The sequence below is a fragment of the Luteibacter aegosomatis genome (assembly GCF_023078455.1).
Taxonomy (GTDB): domain Bacteria; phylum Pseudomonadota; class Gammaproteobacteria; order Xanthomonadales; family Rhodanobacteraceae; genus Luteibacter; species Luteibacter aegosomatis.
In genome coordinates, this window is record NZ_CP095740.1 from 1 (window position 1) to 16,310 (window position 16,310).

The 16,310-nt window shown below is 63.9% G+C and carries 13 protein-coding genes; 10 read left to right on the forward strand and 3 right to left on the reverse strand.

Going from position 1 to position 16,310, the window contains the following annotated elements; translation table 11 throughout:
- The 9 genes from dnaA to L2Y94_RS00045 all read left to right on the forward strand — a co-directional run bounded on the left by dnaA (window position 1) and on the right by L2Y94_RS00045 (window position 10,455).
- Window positions 1-1,362, forward strand: coding sequence for a chromosomal replication initiator protein DnaA (gene dnaA, locus L2Y94_RS00005; protein ID WP_247372031.1), 1,362 nt, complete (start codon window positions 1-3; stop codon window positions 1,360-1,362).
- 216 nt (window positions 1,363-1,578) lie between these two features.
- Window positions 1,579-2,679, forward strand: a complete 1,101-nt coding sequence (gene dnaN / locus L2Y94_RS00010) for a DNA polymerase III subunit beta (RefSeq protein WP_247372034.1) — start codon at window positions 1,579-1,581, stop codon at window positions 2,677-2,679.
- A gap of 88 nt (window positions 2,680-2,767) precedes the next feature.
- Window positions 2,768-3,850: a DNA replication/repair protein RecF gene (gene recF / locus L2Y94_RS00015; protein ID WP_247372037.1), complete on the forward strand. Its 1,083-nt coding sequence runs from the start codon at window positions 2,768-2,770 to the stop codon at window positions 3,848-3,850.
- A 66-nt stretch (window positions 3,851-3,916) separates the two neighbouring features.
- A complete protein-coding gene (gene gyrB, locus L2Y94_RS00020) occupies window positions 3,917-6,358 on the forward strand; it encodes a DNA topoisomerase (ATP-hydrolyzing) subunit B (protein WP_247372040.1) in 2,442 nt (813 codons plus the stop codon).
- 278 nt (window positions 6,359-6,636) lie between these two features.
- On the forward strand, window positions 6,637-7,932 hold the full coding sequence (locus tag L2Y94_RS00025) for a tetratricopeptide repeat protein (RefSeq protein ID WP_247372043.1): 1,296 nt from the start codon (window positions 6,637-6,639) through the stop codon (window positions 7,930-7,932).
- A gap of 265 nt (window positions 7,933-8,197) precedes the next feature.
- Window positions 8,198-8,800, forward strand: a complete 603-nt coding sequence (locus L2Y94_RS00030) for an energy transducer TonB (protein WP_425602419.1) — start codon at window positions 8,198-8,200, stop codon at window positions 8,798-8,800.
- Between the two features lie 58 nt (window positions 8,801-8,858).
- On the forward strand, window positions 8,859-9,608 hold the full coding sequence (locus L2Y94_RS00035) for a MotA/TolQ/ExbB proton channel family protein (protein WP_247372049.1): 750 nt from the start codon (window positions 8,859-8,861) through the stop codon (window positions 9,606-9,608).
- 20 nt (window positions 9,609-9,628) lie between these two features.
- Window positions 9,629-10,042, forward strand: coding sequence for an ExbD/TolR family protein (locus L2Y94_RS00040; RefSeq protein WP_247372052.1), 414 nt, complete (start codon window positions 9,629-9,631; stop codon window positions 10,040-10,042).
- A 5-nt stretch (window positions 10,043-10,047) separates the two neighbouring features.
- Window positions 10,048-10,455: an ExbD/TolR family protein gene (locus tag L2Y94_RS00045; protein ID WP_247372054.1), complete on the forward strand. Its 408-nt coding sequence runs from the start codon at window positions 10,048-10,050 to the stop codon at window positions 10,453-10,455.
- 97 nt (window positions 10,456-10,552) lie between these two features.
- On the opposite strand, the gene L2Y94_RS00050 is transcribed toward L2Y94_RS00045, so the two are convergent.
- Both L2Y94_RS00050 and L2Y94_RS00055 read right to left on the reverse strand, forming a co-directional pair.
- Window positions 10,553-11,305, reverse strand: coding sequence for a pyridoxine 5'-phosphate synthase (locus L2Y94_RS00050; RefSeq protein ID WP_247372055.1), 753 nt, complete (start codon window positions 11,303-11,305; stop codon window positions 10,553-10,555).
- Window positions 11,306-11,436: 131 nt separating this feature from the next.
- Window positions 11,437-12,060, reverse strand: a complete 624-nt coding sequence (locus tag L2Y94_RS00055) for a 4'-phosphopantetheinyl transferase family protein (protein WP_247372057.1) — start codon at window positions 12,058-12,060, stop codon at window positions 11,437-11,439.
- A 75-nt stretch (window positions 12,061-12,135) separates the two neighbouring features.
- On the opposite strand from L2Y94_RS00055, the gene L2Y94_RS00060 reads away from it, so the two are divergent.
- Window positions 12,136-15,618, forward strand: coding sequence for a hybrid sensor histidine kinase/response regulator (locus L2Y94_RS00060; RefSeq protein WP_247372059.1), 3,483 nt, complete (start codon window positions 12,136-12,138; stop codon window positions 15,616-15,618).
- Window positions 15,619-15,641: 23 nt separating this feature from the next.
- Here the strand turns inward: L2Y94_RS00060 and L2Y94_RS00065 are convergent, their stop codons facing one another.
- Window positions 15,642-16,310, reverse strand: a complete 669-nt coding sequence (locus tag L2Y94_RS00065; protein ID WP_144911960.1) for a response regulator transcription factor — start codon at window positions 16,308-16,310, stop codon at window positions 15,642-15,644.

Below are 16,310 nucleotides of genomic sequence, written 5' to 3' on the forward strand. Positions count from 1 at the left end.
ATGAGTGATCTCTGGAGACGCTGTCTCGAGCGTCTTGAAGGCGAATTGAGCGCCGAGGACGTCCATACCTGGCTGATGCCGCTTCAGGCCAGGGAGGATGCGTTCGGCCTGCACCTTTATGCCCCCAATCCCTACTCGCTGGACACCGTCCGCGAGCAGTACCTCGACCGCATACAGGCCATCGTCGAGCACATCGGCGGCCAGGCCATCCCGGTGCGCCTGGAAGTCGGCTCGTCCGGCGGTCGCCCCGCGCCGGCTCGGCCCACGTCGGCGCCGGTCGCGGCGGCCGCGCCACCGCCGGCGCCGCGCATGGCCGAGCCGGCCGCGCAGGACCCGGCCCACGTCCACAATCTCGATCCGCATTACACGTTCGAAACCTTCGTCGAAGGCAAGTCGAACCAGCTCGGCAAGGCCGCGGCGATGCAGGTGGCGATGAATCCGGGCCGCGCCTATAACCCGCTGCTGCTCTACGGCGGCACCGGCCTGGGCAAGACCCACCTGATGCACGCGGCGGGCAACCTGCTGATGCGCAACAACCCCGAGGCGAAGGTGCTCTACCTGCGTTCGGAACAGTTCGTCAGCGGCATGGTGAAAGCCCTGCAGCAGAAGAACATGGACGACTTCAAGCGCCGCTTCCGCTCGGTCGACGCGCTGCTGATCGACGACATCCAGTTCTTCGCCGGCAAGGACACCACGCAGGAGGAGTTCTTCCATACCTTCAACGCGCTGTTCGAGGCCAAGCAGCAGATCATCCTCACATGCGACCGCTATCCGAAGGAACTCGACAAGCTCGAACCGCGCTTGAAGTCGCGCCTGGGCTGGGGCTTGTCGGTGGCGATCGAGCCCCCGGACTTCGAAACGCGCGCGGCCATCCTGCTGTCCAAGGCGGCGGACAAGGGCATGGAGGTATCCGACGACGTGGCGATGCTGCTCGCGCGGCGCATCCGCTCGAACGTGCGCGACCTCGAGGGCGCGCTCAATACGCTCGCGGCGCGGGCCAACTTCTATCGCAAGCCGATTACCACCGATTTCGCCGAGGAAACGCTGCGCGACCTGCTCAACACGCATGCGCAGGCGGTGACCGTGCCCAACATCCAGAAGACGGTGGCCGACTACTACCAGGTACGCCTGTCCGACCTGCTCTCCAAGCGCCGGGTGCGCTCGCTGGCACGGCCGCGGCAGGTAGCCATGGCCCTGTCCAAGGAACTCACCGAGCACAGCCTGCCGGAGATCGGTGAGGCGTTCGGCGGCCGCGATCATACGACCGTGCTCCATGCGTGCCGCACCATCCGCGGTTTCACGGAAAAGGACGTCCGCATGCGACAGGACTGGGAGCAGCTGATCCGTATCTTGACGGGCTGAGAACCTGTGGATAATAGGTGGATGGACGGAGGACGGTTTTGGGTCCTGAAGTTATCCACAAGGCACCCACACGAAACCGGATGTCATGGCCAGTCGATATCTTAGAAAAGTTGCTTGATTCAAAAAGAATTTTCCGACTTCTCAAGATATCCACCGGCCTAACAACCACCACTAAAGAATCTTTAAAAAACATTTAAAAGCAGGAGTAGGGGACGCATGCAATTCAGCATCCAGAGGGAAGTACTGCTCAAACCCCTCCAGCAGGTGGTGGGCGTCGTCGAACGTCGCCAGACGTTGCCCGTGCTGGCCAACCTGCTGGTACGCGCTTCCGGCGGCGAAGTGTCCTTCACGGGTACCGATCTCGAAGTGGAGATGATCGCCACGACGGCGGCCGAAGGCGTGCAGGAAGGCGAAATCACGATTCCCGCGCGAAAGCTGTTCGATATCGTTCGTGCCTTGCCCGACGGCGCACGCATCGACATCAAGTTGAATGGCGAACGCATCGCCCTCAATGCGGGCCGTAGTCGTTTCACGCTGGCCACGCTACCCGCGGGCGAGTTTCCGACCATCGACGAGATCGACTTGGTCGAGCGCGTGACGCTGCCGGAAGAGGTCCTACGCGATCTCATGGATCGCACCGCCTTCGCGATGGCCAACCAGGACGTTCGCTACTACCTCAACGGCATGCTCCTCGATCTCCAGGAGCACACGCTTCGTTGCGTGGCTACCGATGGGCATCGCCTGGCCCTGAAGGAAACCAAGTTGGAAAGCTCGGTGAGCGCGCGTCGGCAGATCATCATTCCGCGCAAGGGCGTGAACGAGTTGATCGGCCTGTTCGAGTCGGGCGAAGGCACCGTCGAGTTGGAGTTCGGCCGTAACCACCTGCGTGTTCGCCGCGGTGGCGTGGTATTTACATCCAAACTGATCGACGGCCGCTTCCCTGACTACGAAGCCGTGATTCCGCTGGGTGCCGACAAGTCGGCCACGATCGAACGCGATGTACTGCGCAGCGCCCTGCAGCGCGCCGCCATCCTTTCCAACGAGAAGTACCGAGGCGTCAAGCTCGAGCTCTCGCCGAATCGCATCAAGATCGTCGCCCACAACCCCGAGCAGGAAGAAGCCCAGGAAGAGGTGGAAGCCGAGACGGTGGTCGACGAACTCGCGGTGGGCTTCAACGTCGGTTACTTGCTGGACGCGTTGGGCGCGCTTCGCGGCGAGAAGGTGCGCATCAATCTTCGTGACGCGCAATCGAGCTGCTTGTTGCAGGAAGAGGGCAACGATGAAGCCCGCCACGTGGTGATGCCGCTTCGTCTCTGACCGGGCACGCGCTACAGTTCGGGACATGGCGCCGGAAAGTCATCGACTTTCCGGCGTTTTTCGTTGGGATGGGATAAAAAGGTAAGTCATGAGGTTCGAGTCGTTACGAATCGCCGGTTTGCGATGCCTCGAATCGGTGGCTTTGAAACCCGCACCCGGGATCAACGTCTTCGTCGGCGCCAACGGCGCCGGAAAGACCAGTGTCCTGGAAGCGGCGTATCTGCTGTCGCATGGCCGGTCGTTCCGCGCCGGTTCGCGTGACGTGCTGCTCAAGCGGGGTGCCAGCGCGCTGTCGGTGTTCGCCGAGGTGGCTACCTTGGACGGGAGCGTCCGTCGGTTGGGATTGGGACGGGAATCGGGCCGTTGGCAGGCCAGGGTGGATGGCGACGCGGCTGCATCGCTCAGTTCGCTGGTACAGGAGTGCGCCGTCGTCTGCTTCGAGCCCGGGTCTCACGATCTCGTCGCCGGTGCGTCCGATGAGCGTCGCCGCTACCTCGACTGGGGTTTGTTCCACGTGGAACACGACTTCGTGGGCCAATGGCGGCGCTATCAAAGGGCTCTCAAGCAGCGAAACGCCTTGCTCCGGCGGGGAGGGGCGCCGGACGTCGACTTGCTGGCACCTTGGGAGGCTGAGCTTTCGGCGTCCGGTGAAGCGATAGGTCGTTATCGCCAAAATTATCTGGACGCCGTCCTTCCGCATATCCGGGCCTTCACCGACGCCGTGCTTCCCGAGTTGGGGGAGTTCAGCCTCAGGTATCGACCGGGGTGGGACGATTCACAGTCTCTGGCGGACGTTCTCGCCGAGCGACGAGATAGGGATCTGTCTCGGGGACACACTACGGTCGGCCCCCATCGTGCCGACTTCTCCCTGGCGTTCGAACAGGCCCCGTTGCGGGAGCACCTGTCCCGTGGGCAGGAAAAGCTTTGCGCCCTGGCCTGTCTTCTCGGCCAAGCGTCGCTGTATGCCGATACGCGGGGCGAATGGCCCGTCATATGTCTCGACGACCTTGCATCCGAGCTCGATCGTACCCATCAAGAGTGGGTGGTGAACCAGTTACTGGGGCGTGACGCCCAGGTGTTCATCACAGGGACCGACGTTCCCGCCGCGCTGGCGAACCATTCCATTGTCGTGTTCCACGTGGAACAAGGCCAGGTGGCGGCTTTGCTATAATCGTCCGACTGTCCCCCGCGCGGCGGCCGGCCCTGAGCCGTACACCGCGCCATGACCAGGCCTCGCATGAACGAACCTATCGATCCGACGAACCCGAACGCCTACGACTCTGGCAGCATCAAGGTCCTGAAGGGCCTGGAGGCCGTCCGCAAGCGCCCGGGCATGTACATCGGCGATACCGATGACGGTACCGGCCTGCACCACATGGTTTTCGAGGTGGTGGACAACGCCATCGACGAAGCCCTCGCCGGTTACTGCGATTACGTCACGGTCACCATTCACGACGATGGTTCGGCCAGCGTGGCCGACAACGGCCGCGGCATCCCCGTCGATATCCACCCGGAAGAAGGCCGTTCCACGGCCGAGGTGGTGATGACGGTGCTCCATGCCGGTGGCAAGTTCGACGCGAACTCCTACAAGGTGTCCGGCGGCTTGCATGGCGTGGGCGTCTCGGTCGTAAACGCGCTCAGCGAAAAACTCTGGCTCACGATCTGGCGCGACGGTGAGGAGTGGACCCAGCAATACGCCCATGGCGAGCCGGTGGCGCCGATCGCGGCGACGGCCACCGCGTCGCGTCGCGGCACGATGGTGCGTTTCCTGCCGAGCAAGCTCACCTTCACCAACAACAACGAGTTCCACTACGACATCCTCGCGAAGCGCCTCCGCGAGCTGGCGTTCCTGAATTCCGGCGTCACCATCGAACTGGTCGACGAGCGCAACGACCGCAAGGACGTCTTCGCCTACGAAGGCGGCATCAGGTCGTTCGTGCAGCACCTTTCCCAGCTCAAGACCGCGCTTCATCCCACGGTCATCAGCTTCAGCTCGTTCTCCGAAGGCATCACGGTCGAAGTGGCCATGCAGTGGACCGACGCCTACCAGGAAACGATGTTCTGCTTCACCAACAACATCCCCCAGCGCGACGGCGGCACCCATCTGACCGGCTTCCGCGCCGCGCTGACGCGCACGCTGCAGAGCTACATCGAGAAGGAAAGCATCGCCAGGAACGCCAAGGTGGCGCTCTCGGGCGACGACATGCGCGAGGGCCTGATCGCCGTACTCTCGGTGAAAGTGCCCGATCCGAAATTCTCGTCGCAGACCAAGGACAAGCTGGTCTCCAGCGAGGTGAAGACGGCGGTGGAGCAGGTCGTCAACGACAAGCTCGCGGAATTCCTCCTGGAGCATCCCAACGAGGCCAAGGCCATCGCTTCCAAGGCGGTGGATGCGGCCCGTGCCCGTGAGGCCGCCCGCAAGGCCCGCGAAATGACCCGCCGCAAGGGCGCGCTGGACATCGCCGGCCTGCCGGGCAAGCTGGCCGATTGCCAGGAGAAGGATCCCGCGCTGTCCGAACTGTTCCTGGTGGAGGGTGATTCCGCGGGTGGTTCGGCCAAGCAGGGGCGCAACCGCCGCACGCAGGCCGTGCTTCCGTTGAAGGGCAAGATCCTCAACGTGGAAAAGGCCCGTTTCGACAAGATGATTTCCTCCGCCGAGGTCGGCACGCTGATCACCGCGCTCGGCACGGGCATCGGCAAGGAGGAATACAACCCCGACAAGCTGCGCTACCACCGCATCATCATCATGACCGACGCGGACGTGGACGGCTCGCACATCCGTACGCTGCTGCTTACCTTCTTCTACCGCCAGATGCCCGAACTCATCGAGCGCGGCCACGTCTACATCGGCCTCCCGCCGTTGTACAAGGTGAAGCAGGGCAAGCAGGAGATGTATATCAAGGACGATGCGGTGCTCAACGAGTACCTGATCGCCAGCGCGGTCGACAATGCCTCGCTCACGCCGGAAGAAGGCGCGCCGGGCATCGACGGCGTCACCCTCGAGAAGTTGTTGCGCGATTTCCAGTCCGCGCTCGACCAGATCGAACGCCTGAGCCACCGCTTCGATCCGGCGACGCTCCATGCCATGATCGAACACGCTCCCCTGGAAGACGCCTTCTGGCAGGACGAAGCGGCCATGCAGGCCTGGCTCGATGGAGTGGCCGCGCGCCTGAGTGCCAGCGGACTGGGCAAGCCCACCTACAAGCTACGGTTCCGCCCGGCGCTCAACGAGCAGGGCGCCGCGGTCGAAATCGAGCGGATGCAGCACGGGCTGAGCCATACCTGGATCATGCCACAGGCGTTCTTCGGCGGTACCGAGTTCAAGGCCATCCACGGCATGTCTCGACAGCTCGCCGAACTGCGTCTCCAGCCGGGCGCCGTGGTTCGCCGGGGCAATGCCTCGCGTGGCGTGACCTCGTTTGCCGAGGTACGTAGCTGGCTCCTGGACGAAGCGAAGAAGGGCCGTACCATCCAGCGCTTCAAGGGCCTCGGCGAAATGAACCCGGAACAGTTGTGGGAAACCACCGTGAATCCGGAAACGCGGCGAATGCTCCAGGTGGGCATCGAAGATGCCGTGGCCGCCGACCAGATGTTCTCGATGCTGATGGGCGAAGCGGTGGAGCCTCGCCGCGACTTCATCGAATCCAACGCCCTGAAGGTCGCCAACCTCGACGTGTAAATCACGCACCCATTGGATGAAAAGACCAAGGCCCGGTTGTCTCGCGCAACCGGGCCTTCGCTTTTTAGATCGTGACAGTTCGGGGGGATAAAAATGGCGATTTCAAGGGCTGAAAGATGGGTCGATTGGGTAAGCGCCAACGTTCTTCTAACAAGTCATTGTTTTGACGGATTTTTTTTGACGCGCTGCGACTTGTTCTTAGGAATCGAATCGGGTTAACCTCTGTAATCCCCCGGAGCACTTCCGTGTGCGACGAGTCCTTCAACAGAGGTCAGTCAATGAAACAGGGTTTCATCAAGATGGCGCTCGCTACCGCGATCGCACTTTCCTTTGCCAGCGGCGCCGCCATCGCGCGCGACAAGCAGCCGGCTCAGGATAAGAAAGAGGCGCTGTACCCCAACGCCACTCGTCAGGAGCCCAAGCTCGACCTCAAGAGCGAGAAGGACCAGAAGGCCATCAACGAAGGCCTCGACGCCGCCAACAACGGCGACAAGGACAAGGCCACGCAGATCCTCACGCCGCTCGCCGACGGTTCCGGCACGAGCAGCAAGTACGCCCAGGCGCTCGCGCTGCAGGGCCTGGCCAACATGAAGTACAACGATGGCGACGTCAAAGGCGCCATCAGCACGCTCAAGCAGGCGCTCGACATCGGCGTGATGCCGAACGACACCTACTTCCAGCTGAAGTACATGTACACCCAGTTCCTCGTGGCCGACGAGCAGTACGCGGCCGCCCTGCAGTCGCTGCAGGAATGGCGCAACGAAGGCAAGCGTGAAACCGCCGAGTCGTATGGCCTCGAAGGCAGCATCGACTACCGCCTCGAGAAGTATCCGGAAGCCATCGCCGCCATCACCAAGGCGAAGTCGATGCCCGACGCGAAGCCGCAGGCGTCGTGGGACCAGATCCTGATGGCGTCGTACTCCGAATCCGGCCAGGGCGACAAGGCTGCCGCGATGGCCGCCGACGAGTTGTCGAAGAATCCGAATGACGCCACCGCGCTGAACAACGCCGCGTCGGCGCTGATCCAGGCGCAGAAGTATCCCGAGGCGATCGCGCTCTATGAAAAGGCGCACACCGCCGGCGCCATCAAGGATGAAAAGCAGTACATCAACTTCGCCAAGATCTACCTGATCGACGGCCAGGAAAACCAGGATCGCCAGAAGGGCAATGCCGTCAAGGCCGTCGCCATCCTCAAGGAAGGCATGGACAAGGGCGTGATCCAGAAGACGGCCGACAACTACAACCTGCTCGGCGATGCCGCCGTGACGGGCGATGACATGAAGGGTGCGCTGGCGGCCTATCAGCAGGCCGCGGGCGTTGCCACCAACGGCGAGCCGGCCCTGAAGGCCGCGCGCGTCCAGCTTCAGGAAAACCAGTTCGCCGCGGCTCAAAAGTCGGCGACGGATGCCATCAGCAAGGGCGTGCAGCATAAGGGCCAGGCCTACATGGTGCTCGCGGAAGCCAAGCGTGGTCAGAAAGACAAGCAGGGTGCGATCGCGGCCATGAAGGAAGCCGCCAAGGACCCTGAAACCTCTGCCAAGGCTAACGCCTGGTTGAAAACCGCAGGTAAGTAAAAAGGCGCTTGTAAAGTGCCTGAAGGGGGTGAAATGGAAAGCCATAAATCGTCCCTTCAGGTGCTATACAAACGCCATATGCTGGTGTAACTTGCGTATCTTTCCGCTTGCAGAAATCGGCGCTTTTTCGGCAATGTCAATCGCCGGGCGCCGGAAGTGCAGTGCGGGTCTCACTTCCCGCTTGATTAGCTCTTGATAGTGACTGATGGCCTCAAGTAACGAATCAACCGGCCAAGCGCCGTTTAGTTGGGGGCGCACAAGTGCGTTGGCAGTCGCCATCGCGCTGCACTCGTTCGCTTTCCTCGTGCTGGTAGCGCCAATGGCGCCGCCCAAGACGCAGGAAAAGCGTACGGATAAGGTCGTGCAGGTCGACTTCATCGAACCGCCGCCGCCCCCCCCGCCGCCGCCGCCGCCGCCTCCGGAACCCCCGAAGCAGCCGCCGCCGAAAATCATTCAGCAGGTGAAGCCGCCGCCGACACCGCCGCCGCCGGCTCCGCCGCCGCCGGCCGTCGAGGAGGCGAGCACGAACGCCGTTCCGGCTCCGCCGCCGGCGCCTCCCGCGCCGCCTGCACCGCCGGCGGATATCGCGCCGAGCGAAAATCTGTCGTACCGTCAGCGGAATCCCCCAAGGTATCCGCCGCAGGCGATTCGCCAGCGTCATGAAGGTACGGTGGTACTTCTGGTCCTAGTTGGTGTCGACGGCTCGCCGAAGGACATCAAGGTCGACCAGTCGAGCGGTTTCCGCGAATTGGACAAGGCTGCGGAGGATGCCGCAAGGAACTGGCGATTCAACCCGGGCAAGCGAGGCGGTCAGGCCGTCGAAGGCTATGCACGTGTCCCCGTTACGTTCAACCTAAACCAGCTGTAAGTTAGTCCTCACACTTACTTACATCTCCGTTAATGTTTGATTTCCCAAGGGTAGCGTTATGTTGCAAGACACCTCCGCTCAGCCTGCTAATCCAGGTCAGAACTCCAACGCCGACGCCCTCAAGCAGATGGGCTTCGACCACCTGATCCACAACTTCGACCCGCTGGGTTGGATTGTGTTCGTCGTGCTGGTCGTGATGTCGGTGCTCTCGTGGTACTTCATCGTCGCCAACTTCATCCGTAACAGCATGGTGCGTGCGCGCGCCGACAAGGTCATCCAGGGCTTCTGGAACACCGCGTCGACGCAGGATGCCATCCGCATGCTCGAAGAGCAGCCCAAGGGCGAACCGTTCTCGAAGATCGCTCTCGACGCCGCTTCGGCCGTTGCCCACCACCAGCAGGCTGCTGGCGGTCGCCTCGCCGAATCGCTGTCGCGTTCGGAATTCATCGATCGCGCCCTGCGCCAGGCCGTGTCTCGCGAGAGCCTGCGTCTGGAAGGCGGCCTGACCCTGCTCGCCACGGTCGGTTCGTCGGCTCCGTTCATCGGTCTTCTCGGTACCGTGTGGGGCATCTACCACGCGCTGATCGGTATCGCCGCGGCGGGTGAAGCCTCGATGGGCAAGGTTGCCGGCCCCGTCGGTGAGGCGCTGATCATGACCGCGTTCGGTCTGTTCACCGCTATCCCGGCCGTGCTCGCATACAACTTCTTCATGCGCTCCAACCGCCTGACCTACGCCCAGTTCGACGAATTCGCGCACGACCTGCACGACTTCTTCGCCACCGGCGCCCGTGTCGAAGGCACGAAGTAATTCGCTAGAGGATTCGACCCATGGCTATGAGCAGCGGGGGCAACTCCGGTGGTCCGATGTCGGAAATCAACGTCACGCCGCTCGTCGACGTGATGCTGGTTCTCCTGATCATCTTCATGATCACGGCGCCACTGATGTCCCACAAGGTCCAGATCGATCTGCCGAAGGCTAATCCGAACACCAAGGATGAGGCCCCGGTCGAGCCGATGGATCTCGCGGTCAAGCCGGACGGTACGTACTTCCTCAATGACAACGAAGTCAGCGAGGCTGAACTGAAGGCCCAGTTCGCGGTTGCGGCGGCGAAGTCGCCGCAGCCCGAGCTCCAGATCCGTGCCGACCGCACCACCGAGTACAAGGTGGTGAAGAAGATCCTTGGCGACGCCAAGGAAGCCGGTATGGTCCACGTCGGCTTCATGTCGACCGGCAAGGAGTAACGAACATGGCATTCAGCTCAGGCAACTCCGGTGGCCCGATGTCGGACATCAACGTCACGCCGCTCGTCGACGTGATGCTGGTGCTCCTGATCATCTTCATGATCACGGCTCCCCAGCTGTCGCATAAGATCAAGATCGATCTGCCGCAGCCGAATCCGAACATCGTCAACCCGGATAATCCGCCGGACCCCGTCCGTCTGCAGATTCGCCAGGATGGTTCGCTCTACTGGAACGATACGCCGGTCGACGAGCTGGGCCTCAAGGCCCAGATCGCGGTGATCGCCCAGCAGTCCAACCAGCCGGAACTGCAGATCGATGCGGATGACGCGGTTCAGTACGAGGTCGTGGCACGCGTGCTTTCCGACGCCAAGAGCCAGGGCCTGACCAAGATCGGTTTCGTCAACGCGCAGTAATCGATCGAAGTCGTCCGGTAAGACCAAAAACCCCGCCTTTTGGGCGGGGTTTTTTTATGGATCGATCCGTCACCGGCGACGTGTCCGGTCTTCGCGATCAGGCCAGGATATCCAGATATGCGCGAACGGTATTCGCCAGGCCCTGATACAGCGCCTCGCCGATCAGCGCGTGCCCGATCGATACTTCGGCGAGTCCGGGAATCGCGGCCTTGAAGCGCCCCAGGTTGGCCTGGCTCAGATCGTGTCCGGCGTTCACGGCCAGTCCCGCTTGCTGGGCGCGTTGCGCCGTATCGGCGAACGCTTTCAGCACCGATTCCACGTCGCGATCGCGACGGCGGGAAAACACCTCCGCATACGGGCCCGTATAAAGCTCGATACGCTGGATGCCGATCGCGACCGCCTCGGCGAACCCTTCGCCACCGGCGTCCACGAACACGCTGACGCGACAGCCCATCTCCCGAAACGCGGCCACCACGGGTTTCAGTGTCTCGATGTCCTTGGTGAGATCGAAGCCGTGGTCGGACGTGATCTGTCCGTCGCTGTCGGGAACGAGGGTGACCTGGGTCGGCTTTACCTCGGCGCACAAGGCAATGAGCCCGGGATAGTCGCCGCGAGCGGGCGCGAAGGGATTGCCTTCGATGTTGTATTCCACCCTTCCGCGCAACAGACCCGCCAAGGTGCGAACGTCGGTAGGCGTGACGTGTCGCATGTCCGGACGCGGATGCACGGTGAGGCCGCCGCAACCCGCATCGATGCAGGTGTTGGCCGCGGTGGCGATATCGGGTTCATGGCCGCCACGCGAATTGCGCAGCACGGCGATCTTGTTCAGGTTGACGCTGAGGAGGGTCATCGACGGTCCCAAAAAAACGCACGCCGCCAAACGCGACGTGCGTAATGACTGTCTTCCCAGCATAACTCGCCAGCTCCGTATGGCGCACTCCACGGTTCCAGTGAATCAGACACACCTCGCCGGAGAAAGGTTCAAGGCGGATATGTGAAGGCGCGCACGTTCCGTTCAGCACCCCGCCACGCCGCCGCGGCGACGGTGCCGTCGCCGGCATCGAGGCGTCGCACGCTCCAGGAAGACGCCGGTCCGATATCGCCGTCGAACGCCAAGGGACGCAGCGTGTCGTCCCGATTCATGAACGACACGCGATGCAAGCCATACGACAGGCCGCCGCCATGCGCCTTCAGCACGGCTTCCTTGTGCGTCCACAGGTCGAGAAACGCAGTCAGTCGTCGTTCGTCGTTCAGCGTCTCGAGCCACGCCGTCTCAGCAGGCGCGAAGAATCGACGGGCCAGTTCCAGCACGCGCGGGCGCGGACGCACGCGTTCCACGTCCACGCCCAGTTCGAAGCCCGCCGGTCCACGTCCTACCGCGAAGAGCGCCACATCGCGGCTGTGCGACCAGTTGAAGCCCAGGGTATTCCACGGCGCCGGCAGGACGGGCTTGCCATGCTCCTGCCGGATGACCGCCGGCGCGTCCGAGCCTGCATAGGCCGAGAGAAGCGCGCCAAAGGGCGGTTCGGCAGCCGCGGTGCCGGTCCAGGCCATGCGCCAGACATGGATCTCGTCGGGAGATAGGAAAGGAACCTCGAAAGTCATCGCGCGATGCTATCCCACAACGGGGCACCGCACGTCCTAGAATGGGATCCGTACCATTCGGGGGAGCGACATCGGGTGATCGCAGGCTGGCTCTTGCTGCTGGTGGCGCTGCTATACGTCGGCATGCTTTTCGCCGTCGCGTACATGGGCGACCGCCGTCCGTTCTACCCACGCCAGCCCCGCCTTCGTCCCCTGGTCTACAGCCTCGCGCTGGCCGTCTACTGCTCGTCCTGGACCTTCTACGGCGCGGTGGGCACGGCGGCGCGTTCGGGCCTCTCCTACCTGCCGATCTATCTCGGCCCGTTGCTGCTCTTCGTGTTCGGGTTCGGCCTGCTCGAACGTCTCGTGCTCGTGGCACGGGAACGCAACATCACTTCGATCGCCGACTTCATCGCCGCGCGTTTCGGCAAGTCCCACGGACTCGCGGCACTGGTCGCGGTGATCGCCGTCATCGCGATCATCCCGTACATCGCGTTGCAGTTCAAAGCGGTGGCGATGTCGTTCGCCGTGCTGGGTGCTGGTGGCACCACGGGATGGTTCGGCGACACGGCCCTGTGGTGCGCGGCCTTGCTCGCCGTATTCGCGATCCTGTTCGGTACGCGCAACATCGACGCGACCGAACACCACCACGGCATGATGCTCGCGGTGGCGCTGGAATCGCTGGTGAAGTTGCTGGCGTTCGTCGCCATCGGCGTCTACGCCTGGATGCACGGGCCCGGTCTGGCCGAAACCCTGCGGGGCCCCATGCTGCAGCTGGAAAAGGGCAGCATGCCACCCGGCTTCGTCGCCCAGACGTTACTCGCGTTCTGCGCGATGTTCTGCCTGCCGCGGCAATTCCAGATCGGCGTCGTGGAATGCGAAGACCCGCGCGACCTCCGTCGTGCGCGCGTGTTCTTTCCTCTCTACATGATCGTCATTTCGCTCGGGGTGTTGCCCATCGTCAGCGCGGGGCTCCACCTGCCGCAGGTGACGCAGGCGCACGTCGACGCCTGGGTGCTCAACCTTCCCATTGCCCTGGGCGACAAGGGTATCGCCCTGCTCGCCTTCGTCGGCGGATTTTCCGCGGCGACCGGCATGGTGATCGTCGCCGCCGTCGCGCTGGCCACCATGATCAGCAACGACCTGGTGATGCCCGCGCTGCTCCGCATCGAGCGATTCGGCCTGGAGCGGCGCGGCGACCTGTCGAACATCGTGCTCCTGGTACGCCGCGTGGCGATCGTCGGACTTGCGGCGATGGCCTACTTCTATTACCGGATCATCGCCGATGCGGAAAACCTCGCCGCCACCGGCCTGTTGTCGTTCGCCGCGGTGGCGCAATTCGCCCCGGCGATCGTTTCCGCGCTGTACTGGCGCGGCGCCAGCCGGGTGGGCGTCTACGTGGGCCTGCTCGCGGGCTTCCTCGTGTGGGGTTACACGTTGCTGTTGCCGGCCATGACGCGCGCGGGATGGCTCGATTCGCAGTGGCTGGACCAGGGCCCGTTCGCGCTGGGCTGGTTGAAGCCGAACGAACTGTTCCACCTCACCGGCTGGGAGCCGGTGACGCACGGTACGTTCTGGTCCCTGTTCGTCAACGTGGGGTGCCTGGTTTTCCTATCGTTGCGATTCCGTCCGAGCGTCGCCGAACGTCTCCATGCGGCCCTGTTCGTGGATCCGTTCGTGCGCAGCGTATCGGGCGCGGGCGACTGGCGAGGCCGCGTGACGGTGCGCGACCTGGGTACCATCGCCGGCCGCATCGTGGGCGAACGGGTGACCGCGCGCGCGTTCAACGAATACGCGCAGCGCCACGGACTGACGCTCTCCCCCGGCGATGCCGCCGACCGGCCCCTGATACAGTTCACCGAACGCCTGCTCGCGAGCGCGGTCGGCGCGGCGAGCGCACGTCGCATCCTCATGGGCGCGTTGTCGGGTACCGGCCTGGACATCGCCGAAGCGATGGCCCTGCTCGACGAGGCCTCGCAGGAACTCCGCTTCAATCGTGAGCTACTGTCCACCACGCTGGAAAACGTCTCCCAGGGCATCAGCGTGGTCGACGGCGACATGCGCCTGGTGGCCTGGAACCGCCGTTATCTCGAGCTGTTCGATTATCCCGACGGCATGGTTTACGTCGGATTGCCGGTGGCCGACCTGATTCGCTGGAACGCCGAGCACGGCGAATGCGGCCCCGGCGAAGTGGACGAGCACGTGGGCAAACGCATCCGTTACATGCGCGCGGGTTCGCCCCATGTGTTCCAGCGCGTGCGGCCCGACGGCACCGTGATCGAGATGCGCGGGCGCGCGCTCCCGGGCGGCGGCTTCGTCACCACGTTCACCGACGTCACGGCGTACAAGGCCGTGGAACAGGCCTTGATCGACGCCAACGAAACGCTCGAGCAGCGCGTGGAAATGCGCACGGCCGAACTGAGCGAAGCGTTGAGCGCGACGGCCATCGCACGTCGCGAAGCCGAAGCGGCCAACGCGTCGAAGACGCGATTCCTGGCGGCCGCCAGCCACGACCTCCTGCAACCGCTCAACGCCGCGCGCCTGTTCACCTCCGCGCTGCGGCAGGATCCGACGTTGGACGGTGAAGCGGCAAAGCTCGCCGAGCGTATCGACGCATCGTTCCGCGCGGCGGAAGACCTTCTCGACGCCTTGCTGGACGTGTCGCGACTCGATGCCGGGAGTTACCGTCCGGAGATCGCGTCGTTCGCCCTGGCCGACGTCTTCGATTCGCTGAAGCAGCAGTTCGCCGTGGTCGCCGAGCAGCGTGGCTTGTCGTTGCGCGTCGTGCCGACCGGACTCGCGGTGCGATCCGATGCGCAGCTGCTGAGGCGAATCATCGCCAACTTCCTCTCCAACGCCTTGCGCTATACCCGTGTGGGCGGCGTGGTGGTCGGTGCGCGCCGGGTCGGCGGCAATGTGCGCATCGAGGTTTGGGATAGCGGCCCGGGCATCGCCGACGAACAGCAGGCCCGCATCTTCGGCGAGTTCCAGCGGCTCGAACGCCCCTCGCCCTGGGGCGAGAAAGGCCTGGGCCTGGGCCTGTCGATCTGCGATCGCCTGGCCGACATCCTCGGCCACGCGCTCGGCCTGCGCTCCCGGGTGGGCCAGGGCAGCTGCTTCTCCATCACGGTGCCGCGTACCGAAGCGGTGGCGCGGAAGCGTACGCCATCCATGGCGCGTCCCGGCGGCGAACAGTTGCCCATCACGGTACTGTGCCTGGACAACGACGAGACCATTCTCGAAGGCATGCGCGCATTGCTGGGCCGCTGGGGCGTCGATTGCCGCACGGCGCTCGACGTGGCCGCCGCCGAGGCGATCCTGTCCACGACGCACGTGGATCTCATCCTCGCCGACTATCACCTGGGCGACGACGTGGACGGGCTCGAGGCCTTGCGTTACCTGGAAACGAAGATCTCGCCGTTGCCGCCGGCGGCGATGGTCACGGCCGACGGCAGCACCGAGTTGAAGCAGCGCGCGCGAGCCTTGGGCTATCCGCTGCTGCACAAGCCGGTGCGGCCGGCGGCGTTGCGTGCGTTGTTGGTGGCGCTGGCCAAGCGGACCGGCACGCATGCCGCCTGACGGCGAACCACGTCGCGAAACCGTTACTTCCCTTCGGCGATGCCGGGCAACGCTTCCTTCTCCACATCCAGGTGACTCGCCGCCAACGCCACCTGCGTGCGATTGGACACGCCCAGCTTGCGCATGATCGCCGTCATGTGCGCTTTCACCGTCGCCTCGGACACGCCGAGGTCATACGCGATCTGCTTGTTGAGCAGCCCTTCGGCGATCATGTTGAGCACGCGGAATTGCTGCGGCGTGAGCGACGCCACGCGCGCCGCGACGTCGGCTTCGTCGGCCTTGAGTTCCACATGGCCGAGCACGAGTTGCGGCGGCAACCAGACGTCGCCGTCGAGTACCGTGCGAACCGCTTCGACGATCGTCTCGACGGCCGCGGATTTGGGTATGTACGCCGATGCGCCATGGGCCAGCGCACGCCGGGCGATCTGCGCCTCCTCGTGACCGGAGACGACGATGGTGGGCAACCCCGGGTATTGCCCGCGGATATGGGCGAGCGCGGAATACCCGCGGGCGCCGGGCATGTGCAGGTCGAGCAGCAGCAGGTCGGCCTCGGGCATGGACTCGATCAGGGCGAACAACGCGGGCACGCTGTCCGCCGCGTGCACGGCGGCGCCCGGCACGGCCGCCAGCACCGCGCGCTGGAGGGCGTCGCGGAACAGCGGGTGATCGTCGGCGATGAGTACGTCGGACAT

Excerpts from the sequence above, each read along its gene's own strand:
- gyrB (WP_247372040.1), top strand. The coding sequence starts at position 3,917 with ATGAACGAACCTATCGATCCGACGAACCCGAACGCCTACGACTCTGGC.
- L2Y94_RS00045 (WP_247372054.1), top strand. The coding sequence starts at position 10,048 with ATGGCATTCAGCTCAGGCAACTCCGGTGGCCCGATGTCGGACATCAAC.
- L2Y94_RS00025 (WP_247372043.1), top strand. The coding sequence starts at position 6,637 with ATGAAACAGGGTTTCATCAAGATGGCGCTCGCTACCGCGATCGCACTT.
- L2Y94_RS00035 (WP_247372049.1), top strand. The coding sequence starts at position 8,859 with ATGTTGCAAGACACCTCCGCTCAGCCTGCTAATCCAGGTCAGAACTCC.
- L2Y94_RS00040 (WP_247372052.1), top strand. The coding sequence starts at position 9,629 with ATGGCTATGAGCAGCGGGGGCAACTCCGGTGGTCCGATGTCGGAAATC.
- L2Y94_RS00065 (WP_144911960.1), bottom strand. The coding sequence starts at position 16,310 with ATGTCCGACGTACTCATCGCCGACGATCACCCGCTGTTCCGCGACGCC.
- dnaN (WP_247372034.1), top strand. The coding sequence starts at position 1,579 with ATGCAATTCAGCATCCAGAGGGAAGTACTGCTCAAACCCCTCCAGCAG.
- recF (WP_247372037.1), top strand. The coding sequence starts at position 2,768 with ATGAGGTTCGAGTCGTTACGAATCGCCGGTTTGCGATGCCTCGAATCG.
- dnaA (WP_247372031.1), top strand. The coding sequence starts at position 1 with ATGAGTGATCTCTGGAGACGCTGTCTCGAGCGTCTTGAAGGCGAATTG.
- L2Y94_RS00050 (WP_247372055.1), bottom strand. The coding sequence starts at position 11,305 with ATGACCCTCCTCAGCGTCAACCTGAACAAGATCGCCGTGCTGCGCAAT.
- L2Y94_RS00055 (WP_247372057.1), bottom strand. The coding sequence starts at position 12,060 with ATGACTTTCGAGGTTCCTTTCCTATCTCCCGACGAGATCCATGTCTGG.